Source organism: Chryseobacterium sp. NFX27, from assembly GCF_049887855.1.
GTDB lineage: Bacteria > Bacteroidota > Bacteroidia > Flavobacteriales > Weeksellaceae > Chryseobacterium.
The window spans coordinates 21,825-42,927 of the sequence record NZ_JAGEKK010000022.1; the positions used below are offsets into that span (position 1 = coordinate 21,825).

The following is a 21,103-nucleotide window of genomic DNA, read 5'->3' on the forward strand; positions in this document are numbered from 1 at the left end:
TAAAATGCTTATTTAACCTGATAGCAGATGTAACTAGCTTATCTTATTATTGTCAATTCATTACATTTGAAATAAAAAAGAGCATTCAAATTGAATGCTCTTTTATCTTTTATTTTTAACCGGACTACCAATCCGAAGCTCTTTTTCTTTTTTCTATCATATGGTCTACCGATACTTTTCCTGCACCAAAAACCATGAGAAGAAGATAAACGGATAAATAGATAAGACTCATTTCTTTTTTCTCAAAAGGATCTGCTCCATGAACTACAAAAGCCGCAATGGCCATTGTAAAGATCAGAAATCCTAAGGAAATCCTAGTAAAAAGTCCCAATATAAGAAGTATTGAACAAACAAATTCAGCAATAACCGTAAGCACAAGCGTTACTGTAGGACCTAATCCAATAAAGTCGAAAAATTCAATTTTGCCTCCTTCAAGCAGCATCTGAAGTTTCGGAAACCCATGAGAAAGCATGGCAAAGCCTACAAATACTCTCACTGCCAATAAAATAATATCTTTAGGTACTGAGCTGGAATTTGAGTTAAAATAGTTCATTGACTAAAAATTTAGATTAAAGTTAATAAAAATCTTTTAATAGAACGGTATTGCGGGCATTTTTAGTTTATCTGTATCCGAAATTTTTCAGATCTCTGTCGTTTTTACGCCAGTCCTTTTTCACTTTTACAAAAAGATTCAGATGTATTTTCTTGGCAAAGAATTTTTCCAGATCCAGTCTGGCTTCTGTTCCTACTTTTTTAATAGCTTCTCCTTTATGTCCAATGATAATTCCCTTCTGGGTATCTCTTTCCACATAAATAATAGAATCAATGAAAATAATTCCCTCTTTTTCTTTAAACTGCTCGGTAACTACTTCTACAGAATAAGGAATCTCTTTCTCATAGTTTAAAAGGATTTTTTCACGGATCGCTTCATTTACGAAAAATCTTTCAGGCTTATCGGTGTACAGCTCTTTGTCATAATAAGGAGGGTTTTCCGGTAACAGAGATCTTAATTTCGGCAGAATGATATCTGTATTGAAGGCATTAAGGGCCGAAATAGGAAGAATTTCAGCTTTTGGGATCCTGTTGTGCCATTCTTCCACCAGTTTCTCCAGTCCTTCCTGTGTGGTCTGATCTACTTTATTCAATAAAAGCAGCACAGGGACCGGGATTTTATTAAGTTTATCAATTAAGAATTCCGAAGGTTCGGCTTTATCTGTGACATCTACAATGAATAAAAATACATCGGCATCCTGTAAAGAATCTTTTACAAAATCCATCATTTTTTCCTGAAGACCATATTTTGCGTCTAAAACTCCGGGGGTATCTGAAAATACGATCTGTAAATCCTCTTCATTATAAATTCCAAAAATCCTGTGGCGTGTTGTCTGTGCCTTTTGTGTTACGATAGCCAGTTTCTCCCCCATTAATTGGTTTAATAAGGTAGATTTTCCCGCATTGGGCTTTCCGACTATATTGACGAATCCTGCTTTGTGCATATATTATTTTTTAGGCTCAAGATTGAACCGGGCTGCAAAGTTAGTGAAAACAAAATTTAATTGGGTTTTGTTTCTATGAAAAGTAAGTGCAGCCTTTGAAAAAGTGATATATTTATGACAAAATTCAGTTTATGACTGAAGCAGAAAAATAGTAAAGCGTTCCTGTTATTAAAAAACCCACATTAACAGAAGTTGAGAAACCTTCCATTATTTTTACATTAAATTAGCATTGAACTTTATAGCTTAAATTTACATTTCAGAATTCATCTATGGATATAGACCAGATCCTCGACCGTATTTATGTTCTGCCTGAAGCATCGAAAAATGCTTTAAAACAGCACATTCAAGAAGTATCTCATCCCAAATATTTTTGTCTCATGGAAGCAGATAAGATTATCCCTCATATCTATTTTATCAGGAAGGGTATTGTACGTGCTTATGCCTCTACTGCTGAGAATGATATTACATTCTGGTTCGGAAGCGAGGGTGAAACCATAGTTTCCATGAAAAGTTATGTGGAAGACAGGCCCGGCTATGAAAGCATTGAACTTCTGGAAGACTGTGATCTGTATATTCTGAAAACAGAAAGCCTGAAAAAGCTTTTTAACGAAGACATTCACATTGCCAACTGGGGAAGGAAATTTGCAGAAAAAGAACTGGTAAAAACGGAAGAACTGATCATTTCAAGACAGTTTAAAACTTCCTTAGAGCGATATAAAGACCTGATGGCGAATAAGCCTGATCTTTTAAAAAGGGTTCAGCTGGGACATATTGCGTCTTATCTTGGAATTACACAAGTGAGTCTGAGCAGGATCCGAGCGGAAATAAAATAAAGAATGGAAGATGGGAAGAAGGAGGCTGGAAGTTCCTACTGAACGCTCCTTTTGCTTCAAAATTCCTAGTCCTATAAAATCATTTTTTAACAAATGTATAATTTTGTTTCTTCTTAAAAGCTGAAATTTGCAGAGAGAAAATTTAAAGAAATGAATTGGATTATTTTAATCATCGCCGGACTGTTTGAGGTTGCTTTTGCATCCTGCCTGGGAAAAGCCAAAGAAACTTCCGGATCTGAGATGTACTATTGGTATACCGGTTTTCTGGTGACCATGACGATCAGCATGGTACTGCTGATCAAAGCTACCCAAACGCTGCCAATTGGAACAGCTTATGCCGTATGGACAGGGATAGGAGCAGTAGGAACAGCCCTGATGGGAATTTTCTTTTTTAAAGATCCCGTAAGCTTTTGGAGAATATTTTTTATCGTAACCTTAATCGGTTCTGTAGTAGGGCTGAAATCTGTTTCCCACTAAGATCAAAAACAATTTCTATCTATATTAAATAACCCGTCTTCATATAAAAGGCGGGTTTATTGTTTTTATTTTTTGAAAACAACAGGTAAAATCTCATTTTGTCTCAACCCGTATTTTTTGATTTCTTCTTCTGAAAAATTCTGGGAGTAAAAGTTCGGTTCTGTTTCAAAACCGGCGTTCCTCAAACGGTCGAAATAATCCATTCCGTACCAGCGGACGTGGTCATACTGGCCGAAATGTTTCTGACGTTCTTTCGGATCCTTTATTGAAAAATCTTCATAGGTCTTTTCCATAGAGTTTCTCATCGGGACCTGAAAAATCCCCCAGCCCCCGGGCTTCATTACCCTGTACAATTCACTGATCGCCTTAGCATCATCTTCGATATGTTCCAGGACATGATTACAGAAAACAATATCAAAGCTTTCATCAGGAAAAGGTAAATCCAGAATATCTGCTTTCACATCTACAATAGGAGAAAAAAGGTCTGCAGAAATATAATTCAGATTTTTCATCATCTTGAATTTTCTGAGGAATTCCTGTTCGGGAGCAATATGCAGAACTTTTGCATTTTTAATAAAAAAGTCGGTCTCATTCTGAAGATACAACCACATCTGGCGGTGTCTTTCCAAACTCAGGGTTCCGGGAGAAAGTGCATTTTCTCTTTGTTTTCCATAGCCGTAAGGAAGGAATTTCCGGTAAGATCTTCCGTCGATAGGATCATAAAATTCTTCTCCTTTAAAAAACTGATAAATAAGCGGCCTCGCCCAGATACTCATTTTAATAAGCATTGGGCGAGGTATTTTATTCAGTAAAAGTTTAGTTACTTTTTTCATTAAAAATCCAGTTGGAATGGCTTTTCTTCATCACTTACAATACCCAGAGCCTCATAAACATATTTGAATGTTGAAAGCAGCACCGGTTTCCCGTTGATTACCGCTACATCATGCTCAAAATGGGCAGAAGGCAGGTTATCCAAAGTTGTCACCGTCCAGCCGTCATTATGGAATTTTACTTTTTCCGTACCCAGATTCACCATCGGTTCTATGGCAATGGCAAGACCGTCTTTGATGACTTTTCCGCTTCCCTGTCTTCCGTAATTCGGAACCTGAGGATCTTCGTGCATTTTTCTTCCAAGACCGTGTCCTACAAGTTCTTTCACCACCCCGTATCCTTCTTTCTCGCAGTGTGCCTGGATCGCATGGGAAATATCCCCTATTCTTTTTCCTCTCACACACTGTTCAATACCTTTGTAAAGAGATTCTTTAGTGACCTGAAGCAGCTTTTTAACCTCAGGCTTCACTTCCCCGATTTCAAATGTATAGGCATGATCTCCTACAAAACCATTGAGAATAACCCCACAGTCTACAGAAAGAACATCTCCTTCTTTGATAATATCATTATTGGGAAAACCGTGAACAACCTGGTCATTTGGAGAAATACATAAAGAATTCGGGAAACCGCCATATCCTAAGAAAGCAGGTTCTGCTCCATGATCTTTAATGAAATCGTGGGCCAGCTTATCAAGGTGTAACGTATTGATTCCCGGTTTTATTTCTTTTGCAAGCATTCCCAGTGTTTTCGAAACCAGGTGTGCACTCTCCTTCATCAGGCGGAGCTCCTCTATTGTTTTTAATTGAATCATTGTATTAATTTACCAATGTATTAATGTATCAGTATAACAATTTTACCAATACCAGATTGCTACATTGTTATACTGTTAAATTGTTATATTACTTTTCTACCAGAAAAGTCCTTTTTTCTTTTCTTTTTTAAGTTTTGAGTAAGCCAGAACTTCTTTTCCTTCTACACGGAACTCTATTCTCTCCTGGATAATATTGTAGATTTCGCCCCAACCAGGAAATCCTCCTAAATTCCTGTCATCAATGAACCAGTCTGCATCCAGTTTTCTTGACTGATTTTCAGGATCGAAAACCTCTCCTTCAAAACTGGAATTTACCGCATAAAATTCTACGCCGTTATTTCTGCAAAATTCTACAGCTTCATCCAAAGTTTTTCCGTGTCTGTATGTCCAGAGAATTAACCTGTATCCTTCTGCCTGAAGCTTTTTTAATGTTTCGAAAGCAAAGATTTTTGCTTTACCAATTGCCGGATATGCATCATCAACAATAGTTCCGTCGAAATCAACAGCAATTTTTTTGTTATTTAACATTTTGTCTTTTTTTAGCTTTGCAAAGATAAGAAATAAAAAGAGTGCCGAAAACGATGGCACTCTTAAGTTTTATAATTTAATGATTTGTGGAACTAGCTTTTCACCCACTTGAACTGAAACTGTAAATCCGGAGTTGAAATTCTGTCTGTAATTTTCTGAAGTCTTGCAGGCAGTTTCATCAGGTATTCCTGAGCTTTTTCAGCTTGTTCAGTAAGTCCTTTTACATGCTCTATTTTCCATTCATCCAATAAGTCTTTCATAATATTGATATAATCCTGACCTGTATATACCATGCATCTTTGTGCTGCATCTGAGAAATGTCCCCAAAGTTCTCCGGCTTTCTGGCCAGACTGTCTCATCATGTGAGCAGGCATTACGATCTTTTTACGCATCATATCTTCAAATGCAAGGATCATTTCTGATGGATCTATTTCTAAAATTTTAGCAACAAAATGTTTGTAAGCTTTTGCGTGTCTAGCTTCGTCTGCAGCAATTACCCCACACATTTTAGCCAGTTTCCCGTTTCCGGACTGTTTTGCCAATGTACCCACTCTTCTGTGCGATATATTGGTAGCAGTTTCCTGAAAACTTGTATAAACGAAGTTTCTGTATGGATCCATGCTTGTTCCCAAATCGAAACCGTCATTAATTAAATACTGAGTGGTCACTTCCAGTTCTCTCATGTTCACTCTTCCGCACAGATAAAGATATTTGCCCAAAAGGTCTCCATGTCTGTTTTCTTCACCAGTCCATGCTCTTATCCAGTGGGCCCAGCCTACTTCTTTCTGCTCCTGATCAATTCCGTCTACTCCCATTAACCATGACTCATAAGAAGGCAATGCTTCTTCTGTGATACAGTCACCAATCAGAGTTACAAACAAATCATAAGGCATTTCACGGGCAAAAGTCTGGATTTCTTCTAAATCATATTTAAAATCAGCGCTTGACGGATCCGGAAGATAATCGGAAGGCTGCCATATTTTTTCAACTGGCGTTAAAAATTTATCCAGAAAAGAACCTACTTCCTTTTCCAAAATTCCCATTACTTCTTTTCTGACAAGCTTTTGATACATCTTACTATATGGATTTTAATTTACAAAGATATGATTTATTTATTATTTGTGGCATAATAACCTATGCAACTCATACCATGACTGACATAAATCATACAAAAATGCCGCCATCTATACAATAACGGCATTTTTCGGACAATATTATTGAATTTTTTAACTAACTAAGATATCTCCGGTCATTACTTCCGGAATTTCCACTCCCATTACTTTTAAAATAGTCGGGGCTACATCTCCGAGTTTTCCGGGTTTTAAATTCCATGTATGGTCTTTATCCATCACAATAAATGGCACAAGGTTCGTGGAATGCTGGGTATTGGGAGTACCATCGGGATTGATCATTACGTCTGAATTTCCGTGATCAGCCAGGATAAATACAGCATATCCGTGCTCGTACGCTGTGGTTGCCACTTTCTCAATACATTTGTCTACTGTTTCTGCAGCTTTTACTGCGGCTTCAAAAACTCCGGTATGGCCTACCATATCTGTATTGGCAAAATTCAGGCAGACAAAATCAGCTGTTCCGTTTTCGAGTTCGGGTACAATGGCATTCGTGATGTCATAGGCAGACATTTCCGGCTTAAGATCATAAGTGGGAACATCTTTAGGACTTGGGCAAAGCAGTCTTCTTTCTCCGTTGAATTCTTCTTCCCTGCCTCCGGAGAAGAAAAACGTCACGTGAGGGTATTTTTCTGTTTCAGCAATTCTGATCTGTGTTTTATTGTTTCTTTCCAGAATTTCGCCCATTGTTTCCTTCAGTACTTCTTCATCAAACACAACCTGCACATTCTGGAAAGTCTTGTCATAGTTTGTTAAAGTGATATAATGAAGATTCAGCTTTCGCATAAAATATTCCGGAAAATCTTTCTGGCAAAGAACTTCTGTGATCTCACGCCCTCTGTCTGTACGGAAATTGAAACAGATCACCACATCACCGTCTATAATTTTAGCTACAGGAACTACGTTTCCAATTTCTGTACTGTTGATAAGGATAATAGGTTTCAGAAACTCGTCGGTCACATTATTATCATAGGAAGATTTAATCGCAGTCAAAGCATCTGTCGTCTGAAGTCCTACCCCTTCTACCATCGCATCGTATGCCAGTTTTACACGCTCCCATCTTTTATCACGGTCCATTGCATAATATCTTCCGATCACCGTTGCCAGCTTACCTACTGTAACCTCCATGTGGTTCTGAAGCTCTTCTATAAATCCAAGTCCTGAATGTGGATCACAGTCTCTTCCGTCTGTAAAGGCATGTACAAAGACATTTTCGTGCAGCCCAAATTCATGTGCGGCAGTCAGTAAACCTTTTAAATGATTGATATGCGAGTGTACACCTCCGTTGGAAACCAGTCCGATGAAGTGCAGTTTTTTATTTTCTCTTTTAGCGTAGTCGAAAGCATCCTGAATGACCTGCTGCTGTCCCAGTGTTCCGTTTTCAACGGCCATATTCAGTTTTACAAGATTCTGATAAACTACTCTTCCTGCTCCTAAATTCATGTGTCCTACTTCAGAATTCCCCATCTGTCCTACAGGAAGTCCTACAGCCAATCCACTGGCTTCAAGTGTTGTATGTGGAAATTTTTGATAACAGCTGTCTATAAATGGAGTGTTTGCTTTATCTAAGGCAGAAACCTCAGGATTTGTTCCCAGTCCCCATCCGTCAAGGATTGCTAATATTGCTTTTTTTGACATTTCTTATAACTTTTTGTTACACAAATTTACCTAATTTCCGATGAATGGAAGAATTTCAAAGGTTTATTTTGAAAAACATTCAGGTAAAAACAATATGTGAATACTTTTTTTGATCTCCCGCGGATTTCGGTAATAACACAGATTATAAGTTATACCCGCTTTCTCAAATTCCTATATTTTTTCGCATTAAATTATCTATTGATCTGACTCACTTTTATAAATTATTATTTAATTTTGTCTTATGGATTTACGAGATCAGTTAAAGAACCTTTTTCCTGAACATGAGGAAAAGGATTTTGAAATGCCTAAAGAAGAATTTAAACAGCAGGAACCTTTGGTGTGCAAATTTGAGAAAAAAGGTAGAAACGGTAAGCCTGTAACGATTGTTGAGGGCTGGGAAGGCAGTGAGGAAGATTTGAAGAAAATCTCAAAAAAAATAAAAACCACCTTAGGAATAGGCGGTTCAGAGAAAGACGGAACGATCATTATTCAGGGCGATAACCGTGATAAGATAATGAATATCCTTAAAGAAATGGGATATAAAACCAAAAGAGTCGGCGGATAGTTCTAGAAATAGATCTGGGTTTCCGGCATCAGGCTTTTCAATCGTTCAATCTTTATTTTTTCTATAGGGTTTCCTGTAAGGATAAGGGTTTTCAGCTGTTTCAGCTGTCCTATCTCTTCGGGGATATCTTTCAGATTATTATTGGCCAGATTCATACTGACGATATTTTTCAATCCTTTTATTTTAGGAGATATTTCTGTGATATGATTGTTGCTTGCATTCAAAAACTCAAGATTCCGAACTTTGAACAGGTTTTCCGGAAGCTTTACAATAGCATTCTGCTGCAGTTCCAGATATTTTAAATGTTTTGGAAAAGACAGGTTTCCCAAATCATTAATCTGATTTTCAGATAAGTTCAGAAATTTCAGATTTTTAATTCTATATAACCGGTCTGCAATACTGCTGATTTGGTTTCCCTGAAGATTAATTTCTTCCAAAGCCGGTATTTCCATCAGGGCTTCGGGGAAAACGTTCAAATTGTTGGCATCAAAATGTACGGCCTTTAAATTCTGAAGTTTTGCAACATTGGGATTAATGCTTGTCAGTCCGTTGAGATTCATAGAAAATGTATGCAGCTTTTTCAGGTTTCCAATTTCGTCAGGAATATACTTGATGCTGTTTTCATTCACATTTAAAATCTCCAGCTCCGTTAATGCAAAGATCTCATGATCCATTTTTTCAAGCTTATTTCCCATGATATTCAGAAAGAACAGGGGGTTCAATTTTGAGATCTGTGGAGGGAGATTAAAAAGTCCTTTTTCTCTGAAGCTCATGCTGTAAACAGTTTTTTTGCTGTTCAGAGCTTCATCAATACTGGTAAATGTAGGATATTTCACAGGATCTATCTGTGCCTTTGCAAGGCATAGAGAGAAAACAGAAATCAATAGAACAAGCTTTTTCATAGAGATAAATTTCGGGCGGCGGCAGAGCCGCCGCCCGAAATGGATATTAATAATTTACTTTTTTAATAATTTCACAGTCTTCTGGAAACCACCTTCTGCTTCAATATTCAGAACCAGAATACGGGATGTTTCCAGCTGATGGGTAAAATCAAGATCCAATGATCTTTTGAGTCCACTGAATTTATTCGTGTAAACAATCTTTCCATCCATGCTGTATGCTGTTACTGAAATATCTTTCAGTCCTTTTGGTGAATTGATTTTAACGATTCCTGAAGTGGGATTCGGCGCTACATCAACTGTATTTTCTGCATTTTGATTTTCAACAGTTCCCAATGCACCAGCTGTTCCTAAGTTTTGTTTTAAGGCAATAACGATAGTAGCTGATTTCCCTCTGTAATCAATAGTGTTTCCTGTAGCATCTACATCCGTAGAAATTGTAGAATCCGGATGCTGGATCGAGAAGAACCCGAATTTATGATCAGGGGTAAATGTCAGTCCTGTAGGTTCTGACCCTGCAGGCATAGAAGCGAAAAGTCTCACTTTAGGACTAGCTGCTGTATGATCCGGAGCGATTACCCAGATGTAGTTTTTTCCACCATCCTGAAGCACCCAAAGATTTCCAAGTTCGTCAAAAGTAAGGTTGTCGTTTCCATCACCCCATGCTTCAGATTTCATTCCCTGAGGAGTGTTGAAAGAATAGGTGGTAGAAGAACCTCCTACAAAAGTTTCTACCTGAGAAGCAGTAGTTCCGTTATCCTGAAGACGGTATATTTTATCCAATCCTTTTGCTGTAAAATAAATCTTTCCATCCAAAGGACTGATTTCTATATCTTCCACTCCATTAAATCTTGTTCCTCCTAATGACTGGGCAAGAGCAGTTGTATTATTCTGATCCGCTTTTACTTTGTTCGGAACCTGAACCCATGTAGCTGTAGTCTCTACAGGATCTCCGGAAGTACTTAATCCCTGATCAAGTTTTAATACATAAAGGTTTCCTGAAGCAAGATTATTCGGAGTATCCATTACATATTTGTAGACCATGTGTGTTCCGCCGTCTTCTCCGTAGTAAGCTGTAGTCCCTGCATTATTTACCACTACATTTTCGTGATTCATAATTCCCATCTGCCAAAGCTTTCCTTTGGATCCGTCTGCATTTTTGGAAACAACCTGTGCTGTGGCCGGATCAATTTCTACCAGCCATCCGTAATCTTTATAACCGTCATTGTTCACATCATTGGAAGTAACAGATTCTTCTGCAGTAACCACGGTTCCCCATGGCGTAATCCCTCCTGAGCAGTTTCTGATCGTCTGAACCAGGCTTGGAGCCGAGAAGCTTACCGCTCTGGATCTTGTCAGTTGCCAAAGTTTTGTTGAAGCATTGTAATTGATCTCAGCTATGGTAACACCACCAGGGTTTGTTTCATGGTTTACGGAAAGATATCCGTTTGTACTGCTTCCTGCTTTGGCTACGTAAGCGGTAAAGTCATTCTGACCGCCTACCATTCCGCCTCCTTCAGTATAGTTGTCACTTTCTTTTAAGATAAGCTGGTATTTGTGTTCAGCCGGAATGATCAGTTTACTGGTCTGAACCGTCGGAACAATGGAAGTAAAACAGCTGATATGTGTTCCTGTACATGCCGGAGGAGGTGTAACAGTAGCTGTTGTCTTTAAATAAGCATCAATTCTAAGATCTGAGCTGGCTCCGGTTCTGTTGTGAAGTTCCACAGAAATTCTGTTGATTCCGTTGACAAATTTAGATTTAGGAATAGAAAAAATATTATAAACACTCTCTGCTGAACCATCTATCGTGGTACTTGATGGAGTGCTGAAAGTAATAGCACCTGCCGGCATATTGTCTCTTACCACTTCTACTCCGTTAAGATAAACTACGATCCCGTCGTCTCTCATTACCCCTAATTCCATATTGTCTGAAAGAGTTGACAGATCTGCTGTAAAATCTTTAGCAAAATAAGCAGCTGTAAGACCTGAGCTGATAGTCGTGGTTACAGGATCTCCATAACCAAGAGGTCCGTTTCCTGCTGTCCACGTGGAGATATTGAATGTCTGGTCCTTCCATGAATCTGCCAGGGCCTGATTGTTATCTTTGTAGCTCCAAGACGAGTTTTTATTGAATAAAAAAGTTTGTGCCTGTACACTAAAGCCAGCGACCATTGCCAGCGCAGCAATTGTAAGTAATTTTCTCTTCATTTTTTAATTGATTTATTAGACTCTGCAAAGCTATTTTTTTAGCGTGGCACCTCTGTTAATAGGAGTTTAAATATAGAGTGGAGAATATTAATTAATTTATAACCCAATGTTAAGGGAGTTAAATAATTGTTAAATAATAGAGTCTTTTGAGTCTTTTGAGTTTGAGAGTTGGAGGGTATTAGGGTTTGAGAGTTTAATGTGTGGGTTATAAAACTTCAATAGTGATATCATTCAATCATCCAAGGTTTGCAAATAAGAAATCTTAAGAATAATTAATTTAAACCCTCCTACTCTCGAACCCTCCGACTCTCAAACTCTCCCACCCTATCTTGCCTTACTGATATCCGTCAAAGAATTCAGGAAAGCAATAATTTGTTTGATTTCCGTTTGGCTAAGTTCCAGTTTATCCGGTGGCAGTGTCTGGTTTTTCATCTTTAAACCGAGACCTTCTCCTCCGCCTTCATTATAGAAATCCATGACTTCTTCCAGTGTATTGAAAGCTCCGTTATGGAAATAGGGTTTGGTAAGCGCAATATTTCTTACGGTAACCGTTTTGAAAGAGTAATCATAGATCCATGATTTTTCTTTTTTCACCGGACTGTTTCCTCTTCCAGGGTCCTGATCCAACTGAACGGGAAGCTGATTAACAGGTTTAGCGGTTACGCCTAAAACTTCTGACTCATTTTCATTAAAAAACGGAGGTACAAGGCCTGAAAAATGGGGCGCAAAGTGACAGGTTGCACAGTTCGCTTTTCCCATAAACAGATTGTATCCTTTTTTAACATCTTCGGAAACGTCTTTTTCGTTCCTCATAAACCGGTCAAAATCACTGTCAAAAGAATACAGGGATGCAACATACGAGCTTAGAGCCTTGGAAAAATTTTCTTTACTTATTGTACCGTCTTTAAAAGCTGCACGGAAAGCCTTCTTATATTCGGGATTCGTTTTTAATTTTTTAATGATGTCTTCATAACTGGTATTGAACTCATCATCATTATAAATTACATGTTCTGCCTGCTGTTCAAGGTAAAACGCACGGAGGTCATAGAAAAATCTTTTCGCAAAAACAGCGTTATATAGAGACGGAGAATTTCTCAGAACAGTTTTTCCTTCCACATTGCTCTGGGATTTCACTTTAAGATCCGTAAAAGCGTTTTCCTGAAGATGGCAGGCAGCACAGCTCATTTTACCGTTTTGACTTAAATTCTGGTCATAGAAAATTGATTTCCCCAGGCTGCGAAGTTCTTTATTATCTTCAGAAGGCTGCAGTAATGTGTAAAAATATGGGTCTAGGAAATCACTGCTGAAAAGGTTTTTGCTCTTTACATTCCACCCGGAGAATTCTTTAAGATCATCCGCTCTTCCATCCCATTTTCCCAGTTCTTCATACAGAGGCTGAATATATTTTTTATAAAATTCGATTCTGTCAAATGTTTCAAAATCCTTGTTTACCGAAAGATAACCTATCCCTTCCGTAAGGATGTGATTGGCTTTCTGAATATTATAGTTTTTAAAATACACATCATCGTTGATGTATCCTTTTATGCCAGCAAGGGCATGGCTGGCCTCTTCGGAAATATTCAGAGAACCCGGTGTATCAAAACCTGTAACTCCAAGGGTATACATTCTTATGAGCTCTATCCTTAACGGCAATGTTTTGTTATTTCCTCGGCTTAAACCGTTCTTTACCGTGCTCAGGTAAAAACTTGAATAGGAATTGTACAGAAAATCTGTAATCGTTTTGATCTTTTCTTTTTCGTCCGCAGCTTCTTCGGAAAATATCAGTTCATCTAAAACCTGGAGTCCTTCCGGTGGCAGCGTAAAGGCAGAAGTTCCGGCAGCTTCAATATGAAACAGCGGAGCGGCATTAAGATGTGTTTTTGTAAATTCCGGATAGTGATAGGCGATATAAAACTCTATTTCTTTAAATGAATTTCTTGTCTCCCTTAAAGAATTTCTAAGCTCTTCAATTGAGATCTTGTCCTCGGAGAATTTATAGACATCCGATTTCAGCCGGTCAAGCCTGCTTTTAAAACCTAATAAGCCTTTATTGACATAGCTATTCTCATTTTTTTTCCCTCTGTCAACCGGGTTAAAGGACATAACAGCCAGACCTATCAAAACAATCACAGCTAGCAGCGGATATAATCTCATGAATTTTTAGCGGCAAAAGTACCGTTCCGATGTTATCTGAAGATTAATTGGAGATTAAAAAATGTTTATATTTTAGGTAAAATATTTTTATTAATTTTAAACCCCGAAATCAAATTCATTATACTTAAGGGCGGCTGCTTACTACAGGCCGGTTCAAAAAAGATGACGGAAGAAATTGGGAGAGGATTTATAACATCATTTCAGTAAATTAAAAACAAAATATTATTATGAAAACAAAAGTATTATTCGCTTTTGCGGCGAGTTTCCTTTCGATTTGTGCATTTTCGCAGAAAAAGAAAGAAATGGCCGTTTATGCAGAGAAGAAAGGCAACGATTATTACCTGGTACGCCTGGAAGAAGGTAAACAGGTTCCCAATGTTTATGTGTATTCAAATGGAGTAACCAAACCTTATAAAAATTATACTGATCTTAAAGACATTGTAGGAGATTTTCCGGGAATGATAGAAGCAGGTACCTCATCTACAAAAGAAGAAATGGTCTCCGTTTTAAAAAAAGGAGATAAATTCTACGAAATTACAACCCAAAGAAAGGATCCTAAAAACATTGAAAAAACAATTATTACAGTCTATGAGATTTTCCAGGGACAGAAAAGAATCGTAGAAGAATATGATACCATCTATGATCTTGCCGGATCGCCTTATAAAGAAGCCATTTTCATTAATTAAAACAAAAAAATATAAATTATGCTCAATAAACTTGCTGCCTCAGAGCTGGTACTGAATGACGACGGAAGTGTATACCACTTAAATCTTTTACCTGAAGATATTGCTGATAAGATCATCCTTGTGGGAGATCCGGACAGAGTGGCAAAAGTTTCAAAATATTTTGATAAAGTAGAGATCAAAAAAAATAAAAGAGAATTCTACACCCATACCGGAACGCTTCGCGGAGAAAGAATTACCGTAATGTCTACAGGGATTGGAACAGAGAATATTGACATCGTAATGAACGAGCTTGATGCCTTGGTCAATATCGATCTTAAAAACAAGGAATTCAAAACGGAACATAAAGCCCTGGAACTTTTCCGTATGGGAACTTGTGGAAGTGTAAATCCGGACGTACAGGTTGATAATATGCTGGTAACCCAGAATGTTGTAGGATTGGACGGGCTGATGCATTTTTATCAGGATTACAGCTTCGAGAATGAGTTCTCCAAAAGCTTCATGGAAAAATTTCCGTATGAGAAAATCAAGCCTATGCTTTATTTCTCAGATTGGGCAGAAGAAATGGGAGACTATTATAAAGACGCCAAATACCACGGAAATACGGCTACTTTCCCGGGATTCTATGCCCCTCAGGGAAGACAGCTGCGTTTAAAAGCCGTTGATGATAAATTCCTGGAAACATTGAATGACCTTGGAGTGACCAACTTTGAAATGGAAACCTCAGCAATCTATGCTCTTTCAAAATTATTAGGCCACAAAGCAATTACAGTGAATAACGTTATTGCCAACAGAAGACGTGGAGAATTCTCCGCAGATCACCATGCTTCTGAGAAAAACCTGATTGACTGGGTATTAGAAAGAATTATTAGATAAAATTCCAGGGGAAATTTTAATCAAAAAATCTGCGTGCTCTGAGGAGATCACGCAGATTTTTAATTTAATGGAAATACCTCGGATCCGGATATTTAAAAGTATAATCCAGTTCTGAAACTAGCTTTGAAGACAGAATTATTTTCCCCTCACCTATTGTTTCTTCAGGAGATGTCAGGTTTTGCTGAGCATTGATCACCTGGGCTTTTGACGGATGTTCCGGTGCTGCCACATTATATAGTTTTCCTTCTGATCCTGTTTCGATCATTTTTTCAATTACTCTACAGATATCTTCATAATGAATGTGATTTACCGGAGCTTCAGAATTTGAAACCGTGTAGTTTTTAAGAAGCCTGTTATCTCCCATGAGTCCGGATAACCTTAAAATATTAACCTGCGGATATCTGTTCTTCATCATTCTCTCACCAGGAACATTATCCGTAGAAAGGTTTTCTTCTGCGTATTCTCCCGGAATATCCGGATATACACCGGTAGAACTCATCACGAACATCTGGCCTTTAAAATCACCGATAAATGAAAATAAATGCTGAATCCTATTATACAACGAACTTGCACAGCAGCTTTTGCCGGAAAGCGGAATGGTAATGATGAGAATCTCTGTATTTTTAATCTCAGTCCACGGGGTAATTTTTTCTTCCAGCTGAAAATCCGGAAAGCTGGCAACAGAAGCATTAAATCCTTTGGAAGACAACTCATCAGTTTTGTTTTTTGTAGTGGTGGTAGCATATATTTTATACTGTCCGGACATTGAACCGGCAATCCTTGATCCCAGCCAGCCACAACCTATAATTCCTATTTTCTTCATAAATTTTCAAGTGTATGCATTAATGCGCTAAATCTTCTTTCTCCCACCTATAAGCAGAACGTTGGCAAAATTAAATCAATTTATATTGTCCGCAATTTTTTCTTTGTGTTACTTTTTTAAATCGGAATGGGCATTTTGTTTTCAGCTGTATTTAATTTGTGCGTTTTACTTTCCATACAATCTATGTATTTATGCCTCGGTTTTTTTGTCTCATTTTGGGCCTAACAACTGTTAGTAGTAAAACTACGACAAAAAGAAAAATAGCCTTTCTTTTTCTTCCTACTTAAGTCTTTGCTTCTTATATTTGTTTCACGTGGATGTGATTTTAATTAAAGCATTACAAAACTGTAATTCAGAATATTAAATTCATTAAAACTAAGTGTTAATTATATTTTAAAAATTAAAAATATACAGGGATCTATCTCCCATATCAGGTGAAAACAGAACGATAAATCCTCACAAAAGATACAATTCTGTTGACATAAACCAGACAGTATTTTGATCTGAAGTGAGTAATAAGAACAGCCATAATGCAGTCCGGCATTCCCGACTGCTGTTACATACACTAACCAGAAAAAATATGTTATGTTCCAGGACAGCAAATCATCAAAAAACCAGATTTCAAAATCTAAAAAAGATCTGGACAGTATAAAATCCGCAGATCCGGGCTTAAGTAAGGAAACTGAAAAGAAAGCTGAAAAAATAAAAAAAACTGTACAGACCGCCGGACAGGCCCTCTCCTACACCGATAATTTCATGAACAAAGCTGCACAGCCTAATACAGCTCTGGTTTCTGAAAATAAAATTTGGAACGAGCAGCCTACTTCCAAAATATACAATGCGGGGTCCATTCCAAAAAGTGAACTTTTAGGGATCAATCGCGTGGTTAAACTGGAAATCATTGTTGAAGGTAAAATAATCAAGCATTTCAAACATTTCAAGCTTACTCAAAGTGCTGTTAAGCATCATGAGTTTAATCTTATGCTTGCCCATGATGCTTTGGGAGGCCCGGAAAATCACAATCTCGAACAGGCACAGAACTTTCTGGGCAAGAGGATTACAGTCGTATTCAAATATAAAGACGTAGAAGAAAGTCCCGAACGGAATTTTGTAGGAGTGATTACGGAAGTAGGATTCAGCCAGGAGAAAGGCAGCCTGGGAAATATTGTACTTACCGGAAACAGCCCGACTGTACTTCTTGATGCTGCACCGCACATTCAGAGTTTTGGCGGCACACAGGAGATCAGCCTGAACAGCATCGCAGACTGGGTCATTAAAGAGGGACTTGGTTCAAATAAATTTGATTTCAGGGTAGATTCACAGCACGGCAATGTTTCTTACAGCTCACAATATGACGAAACCCATTATAACTATCTCGCAAGAATGGCCGAAGCTTATGGGGAACAGTTTTATTATGATGGGGAAGTTCTTCATTTTGGAAAACTGCCTCCACAGGAAAAACCTGTTCAGCTGGTTTACGGAAGCAGCGTACATGATATTAAGATCAAAATGAGAGCCCAGCACGTTAATCCTGTCTTTTATGGCTATAACAGCAGTAAAAACGAAAAACTAACCACAGGAAGTTCAAATATAAACCATCAGTCAGATATTGCGAAACGCGCTTATGAAATATCCAAAGCAACTTTTACAACCCCGTCATTAAGGGTAGCTCCAATCAAAGCATCCACATTTATGGATATTGATGCTTCGCAGAAAGGTACGGCAGGAAGTAAAGCTGTAGATGTCTTCGTCACTTCCGGAAGCACTTCCGTCCCGTTTTTATATCCGGGATGTACTGCAGATGTAGAAATGCGGAAATCTGAAACCAACCAGACTGCCTATTTTACCAAACTGATGATCACAGAAATCAGTCACGAGGTAGATGCAAGAGGTCATTATACCGGAAATTTTGAAGCAATAGCTGCAGATACCGGATTTATGCCGCGTCCCGAATTTGAAATGCCTAAGGCAGATCCCCAGTTCGCTAAAGTTATTTCAAATAGCGACCCTCTTAATCAGGGCCGTATACAGGTCCAGTTCGACTGGCAAAACGGGCAGGATACCTCAGAATTTATCCGCGTCATGACTCCTGATGCAGGCGGAAGCGATAAAGTAAGTAAAAATCGTGGTTTTATGGCTATTCCTGAAGTTGGAGATCAGGTGGTCGTGAATTTCGTTCATCAGCATCCGGACCGTCCTTTTGTAATGGGAGGAATGTTTCACGGAGGTGTTGGCGGTGGCGGCGGACAAAACAATAACGTTAAAAGCCTGAGCAGCCGAAGCGGTAATAAACTGGAACTGGATGACGGTGCCGGATCAGTATTTTTAACAGACCAGGGAGGAGCCAATATGAAATTTGACGGGGCCGGAAATGCAACGACAAATGCCAATAATGATAAAACAGTCACTGTAGGGAATAATAATACAGTTAAGGCAGGAAATACCAATATGATTAATGTGGGGGATAATTCAATTCTTCAGATGGATAAGTCAGGAAAAGTATCACTTACTGCCAGTACAGAATTCAAAATCGTAGTTGGTGCCAGCACTATTATCATTGACAAAGAAGGAAAAATAACGATCAATGGGAAAGAAATTATTGCAGATGCTACAAAAAGTATTAACCTTTCTTCTAAAGATGAAACTACAATAGGCAGCAAAAAAATAAATATTTCCGGAAGTTCAGAAGTTCAGATTAATGGCAGTAAAGTAAATATTAATAAGTAATCAGATGAATATAGGCAAAGAATATCAATACAATACAGATATTATAGGCAAGACCAAAGTACATAGCCTGGACAGTAATTACAAGATCAATATTAAAACATCAGTTACTTATAAAGGAAAAGATCCTGATGAGGATTATCACATTTTTGAAATTACGGAGACTGAATACAATTTAGAAATGTATGAGGATCCATTAATTGTACAGATCACCGAAATGACCAATAAAGTGTGTGGAATATACAGCACCCTTGAAGTGGGGGTCAACAAAAAAGGAGAGATTGCTAAAATATATAATAAAGATGCTATTCGCGACAAGTGGAAAGAAGTAAAAGATTGGTTAACCAATTCGCACCCTATTGAAGCTTACGAAATTATCAGGGCGAAAGAATATGAGCTTACCAATGAAGAAATGGAAATTAAAAGCATTAAGTTCATTCATTTTCTGTACCAATTCTTCTACATTTTCGGTAAAGAACCTCTGAACGAAGGTTCCAAGAGCTACCTGAAGAGAGAAGATATGGACAGGTTCGGCGCCGGTGTTGTAATTCCTGTAAGTCTTTCCGTTTCCGAAAAACTTACAGAACAGAAATTCAGCGAATGGAATGTGGAAGGTCAGATGATCCGGGATGACAAAATGATCCGGAGGTTACGGGAGTTTGCAAAGGATAACTACATGCACCCCGATTATAAAATAAAGGGAAAATACTTCTATGATGACAGAATATTGCTGAAGTCTGATTTCACAATTACAGAGCAGCTTGGCGAGTTTTTCTATTATCACTGTTATATGGATACACACCTAGAATTATGATGGTATGGCTGATGAACAATATCTTACCGAAAAACACTACGTTGTTTGTGACAAAGGCGTAGCTCCCAAAAAGATGAAAGTTACAAGCCATAATTTTGTAACCTTCAGCGGAGATAAAGCTGCCACTGAACTGGACACATTAAAAGGCAATAATTTTATCTGCCTGGGAAAAACTGCATTTATTGCTGGAGCGGTTGCGGGAATTGCTGTTGGAATCTGTGCTATGATTCCCGGACCCGGATGGCTTGTTGCCGCCATTATTGCTGCCGCTATTTTAGCTGCCGTTGCTATAGGAGCTCTGAAATGCAAAGCTGCAGCAGCTACCAGAAAGTGGACCAATACGGCACAGAAATTTTCAATAGAAGATCATAAAGCACTTACACTCTCCTCCATCATGGTATGTCCCGCCGAAGGTGGAACTATTACCCCGAAAGAAACCGCATGGGAAGCTTGGGGAAGCGCAGCACTCACAAATCTTGGGCATGTGGCCAATTTTGCTTTTGGGTTTCTCGCAGGACGTGGAGGAACTGCTATGGTAACAGGAGCCGGATCTGCAGCGATGGGAGCAGCAACTTTGAGACAGGGTGTCAGCACATTTGCAAGAAGTTTTGGACAGCAGTTCATGAATACGGCAAGAAAGGAACTGATAGAACAGTTTACCTTCAAAGGGTTTAAAAATGCATCATTCTTCTGTAAACTGATGCGCGGTGCGGGTATTGGCGGAGCTTATTATGATCAGTACAGTATCTGGAGCAGTGACAAAAGTGCCCTGGAAAAATTGCAGGAAAGCGGTGTAAGCCTGATATTAGGTATTTTTGCTGCTAAAGGGGCAACATTGGTATGTTTTCCCGCAGGAACCAAAGTACATACCCAAAACGGACTAGCCAATATTGAAGACCTGTTTGAAGGAGACTTTGTCCTCACATTTAATGAAGAAACAAAGCAGCAGGAATATAAACCTATTCTTCAAAAGCATGAACGGTTTACCTTACAGATGCTTTCGATAGAATTGCCAACAGGAGAATTTGTACGGGTAACTCCTGAACACCGTTTCTACTGTAATGATGAGTGGATTGAAGCCAGAGATTTACAACCAGGAGACTTATTGCATCTAAAAGGTGGGCATTACACCACAATTATCAGCATTGAAACCTTGCCTCATTACGAAAAAGTTTATAATTTTGATATTGAAGGAAACGAGAATTATTATGTGACTGAGGATGGAATCTTGGTGCATAATGGATATAAACCAAGAAGTCCATCTTCTACAAATAAAAAAATTGATCATTCTAAAACAGTCAATCATCCCGATGGTAGCACTACTTACACAGATATTAATGGAGATTCGGTAACATATAATTCTGCAGGTTATCCAGATTTTTCACCACATGCGATTGATGAAGTTAGTCCAGTGACAGGTATGAATGGTAAATATTCACACGATGAAGGTTTAGCAAATGCAGCTGCAGGCTATACAGAGACTCCAGCAGGTTATGTTTGGCACCATGTGGAAGATGGATTGACAATGCAATTAGTTCCTAAATCAATTAATGGTAATTTCCCACATACTGGAGGTGCTTCTGGTTTAAGGGATGGGACTTTACCTTAAA

General features: G+C 38.4%; 19 protein-coding genes. 8 read left to right on the forward strand and 11 right to left on the reverse strand.

What is annotated here, in order from left to right; genetic code table 11:
- Nucleotides 1-124: 124 nt before the first annotated feature.
- Both J4Q03_RS18895 and era read right to left on the reverse strand, forming a co-directional pair.
- Entirely contained in the window at nucleotides 125-553 is a 429-nt protein-coding gene (locus tag J4Q03_RS18895; protein ID WP_426049668.1) for a DoxX family protein, read from the reverse strand.
- Between the two features lie 67 nt (nucleotides 554-620).
- The gene (gene era, locus J4Q03_RS18900) at nucleotides 621-1,496 is read right to left on the reverse strand and encodes a GTPase Era (protein ID WP_426049669.1); all 876 of its coding nucleotides are present in this window, start codon (nucleotides 1,494-1,496) and stop codon (nucleotides 621-623) included.
- 269 nt (nucleotides 1,497-1,765) lie between these two features.
- Here era and J4Q03_RS18905 point away from each other — a divergent pair, with 269 nt between their 5' ends.
- Nucleotides 1,766-2,329, forward strand: coding sequence for a Crp/Fnr family transcriptional regulator (locus J4Q03_RS18905; protein ID WP_426049670.1), 564 nt, complete (start codon nucleotides 1,766-1,768; stop codon nucleotides 2,327-2,329).
- A 150-nt stretch (nucleotides 2,330-2,479) separates the two neighbouring features.
- The gene (locus J4Q03_RS18910; protein ID WP_426049671.1) at nucleotides 2,480-2,806 is read left to right on the forward strand and encodes a DMT family transporter; all 327 of its coding nucleotides are present in this window, start codon (nucleotides 2,480-2,482) and stop codon (nucleotides 2,804-2,806) included.
- 65 nt (nucleotides 2,807-2,871) lie between these two features.
- Here the strand turns inward: J4Q03_RS18910 and J4Q03_RS18915 are convergent, their stop codons facing one another.
- The 5 genes from J4Q03_RS18915 to gpmI form a co-directional block, all read right to left on the reverse strand.
- On the reverse strand, nucleotides 2,872-3,639 hold the full coding sequence (locus tag J4Q03_RS18915; protein ID WP_426049672.1) for a class I SAM-dependent methyltransferase: 768 nt from the start codon (nucleotides 3,637-3,639) through the stop codon (nucleotides 2,872-2,874).
- Nucleotides 3,639-4,448, reverse strand: a complete 810-nt coding sequence (map, locus tag J4Q03_RS18920) for a type I methionyl aminopeptidase (protein ID WP_426049673.1) — start codon at nucleotides 4,446-4,448, stop codon at nucleotides 3,639-3,641. The genes J4Q03_RS18915 and map overlap by 1 nt, the downstream gene beginning before the upstream one ends.
- 96 nt (nucleotides 4,449-4,544) lie before the next feature.
- Nucleotides 4,545-4,976, reverse strand: coding sequence for a BT0820 family HAD-type phosphatase (locus tag J4Q03_RS18925; protein ID WP_426049674.1), 432 nt, complete (start codon nucleotides 4,974-4,976; stop codon nucleotides 4,545-4,547).
- 92 nt (nucleotides 4,977-5,068) lie between these two features.
- Nucleotides 5,069-6,049 (reverse strand): acyl-ACP desaturase, encoded by a 981-nt coding sequence (locus J4Q03_RS18930; protein WP_426049675.1) that lies wholly within the window; start codon nucleotides 6,047-6,049, stop codon nucleotides 5,069-5,071.
- 153 nt (nucleotides 6,050-6,202) lie between these two features.
- Complete coding sequence (gene gpmI, locus J4Q03_RS18935) at nucleotides 6,203-7,744, reverse strand: 2,3-bisphosphoglycerate-independent phosphoglycerate mutase (protein ID WP_426049676.1); 1,542 nt, start codon at nucleotides 7,742-7,744, stop codon at nucleotides 6,203-6,205.
- Between the two features lie 241 nt (nucleotides 7,745-7,985).
- Between gpmI and J4Q03_RS18940 the strand changes: the two genes are divergently transcribed.
- The gene (locus J4Q03_RS18940; protein WP_111953039.1) at nucleotides 7,986-8,309 is read left to right on the forward strand and encodes a translation initiation factor; all 324 of its coding nucleotides are present in this window, start codon (nucleotides 7,986-7,988) and stop codon (nucleotides 8,307-8,309) included.
- Between the two features lie 2 nt (nucleotides 8,310-8,311).
- Here J4Q03_RS18940 and J4Q03_RS18945 read toward each other — a convergent pair whose 3' ends face one another.
- The 3 genes from J4Q03_RS18945 to J4Q03_RS18955 all read right to left on the reverse strand — a co-directional run bounded on the left by J4Q03_RS18945 (nucleotide 8,312) and on the right by J4Q03_RS18955 (nucleotide 13,573).
- Complete coding sequence (locus tag J4Q03_RS18945) at nucleotides 8,312-9,211, reverse strand: leucine-rich repeat domain-containing protein (protein ID WP_426049677.1); 900 nt, start codon at nucleotides 9,209-9,211, stop codon at nucleotides 8,312-8,314.
- A 54-nt stretch (nucleotides 9,212-9,265) separates the two neighbouring features.
- Nucleotides 9,266-11,419, reverse strand: a complete 2,154-nt coding sequence (locus J4Q03_RS18950; RefSeq protein ID WP_426049678.1) for an alkaline phosphatase PhoX — start codon at nucleotides 11,417-11,419, stop codon at nucleotides 9,266-9,268.
- A gap of 324 nt (nucleotides 11,420-11,743) precedes the next feature.
- Entirely contained in the window at nucleotides 11,744-13,573 is a 1,830-nt protein-coding gene (locus tag J4Q03_RS18955) for a cytochrome-c peroxidase (RefSeq protein WP_426049679.1), read from the reverse strand.
- Nucleotides 13,574-13,800: 227 nt separating this feature from the next.
- Between J4Q03_RS18955 and J4Q03_RS18960 the strand changes: the two genes are divergently transcribed.
- Nucleotides 13,801-14,259 carry a hypothetical protein gene (locus J4Q03_RS18960; RefSeq protein WP_426049680.1) on the forward strand — a complete coding sequence of 153 codons (459 nt, stop codon included), beginning with the start codon at nucleotides 13,801-13,803 and terminating at the stop codon, nucleotides 14,257-14,259.
- An 18-nt stretch (nucleotides 14,260-14,277) separates the two neighbouring features.
- Nucleotides 14,278-15,132, forward strand: a complete 855-nt coding sequence (locus J4Q03_RS18965) for a nucleoside phosphorylase (RefSeq protein WP_426049681.1) — start codon at nucleotides 14,278-14,280, stop codon at nucleotides 15,130-15,132.
- Between the two features lie 64 nt (nucleotides 15,133-15,196).
- Here J4Q03_RS18965 and J4Q03_RS18970 read toward each other — a convergent pair whose 3' ends face one another.
- On the reverse strand, nucleotides 15,197-15,955 hold the full coding sequence (locus J4Q03_RS18970) for a hypothetical protein (RefSeq protein WP_426049682.1): 759 nt from the start codon (nucleotides 15,953-15,955) through the stop codon (nucleotides 15,197-15,199).
- Between the two features lie 585 nt (nucleotides 15,956-16,540).
- Between J4Q03_RS18970 and J4Q03_RS18975 the strand changes: the two genes are divergently transcribed.
- The 3 genes from J4Q03_RS18975 to J4Q03_RS18985 are packed head-to-tail and all read left to right on the forward strand — an operon-like array spanning nucleotide 16,541 to nucleotide 21,102.
- Complete coding sequence (locus tag J4Q03_RS18975) at nucleotides 16,541-18,682, forward strand: type VI secretion system Vgr family protein (RefSeq protein ID WP_426049683.1); 2,142 nt, start codon at nucleotides 16,541-16,543, stop codon at nucleotides 18,680-18,682.
- A gap of 4 nt (nucleotides 18,683-18,686) precedes the next feature.
- Complete coding sequence (locus tag J4Q03_RS18980; protein ID WP_426049684.1) at nucleotides 18,687-19,493, forward strand: hypothetical protein; 807 nt, start codon at nucleotides 18,687-18,689, stop codon at nucleotides 19,491-19,493.
- A 4-nt stretch (nucleotides 19,494-19,497) separates the two neighbouring features.
- On the forward strand, nucleotides 19,498-21,102 hold the full coding sequence (locus J4Q03_RS18985; protein WP_426049685.1) for a polymorphic toxin-type HINT domain-containing protein: 1,605 nt from the start codon (nucleotides 19,498-19,500) through the stop codon (nucleotides 21,100-21,102).
- Nucleotide 21,103: the final 1 nt, after the last annotated feature.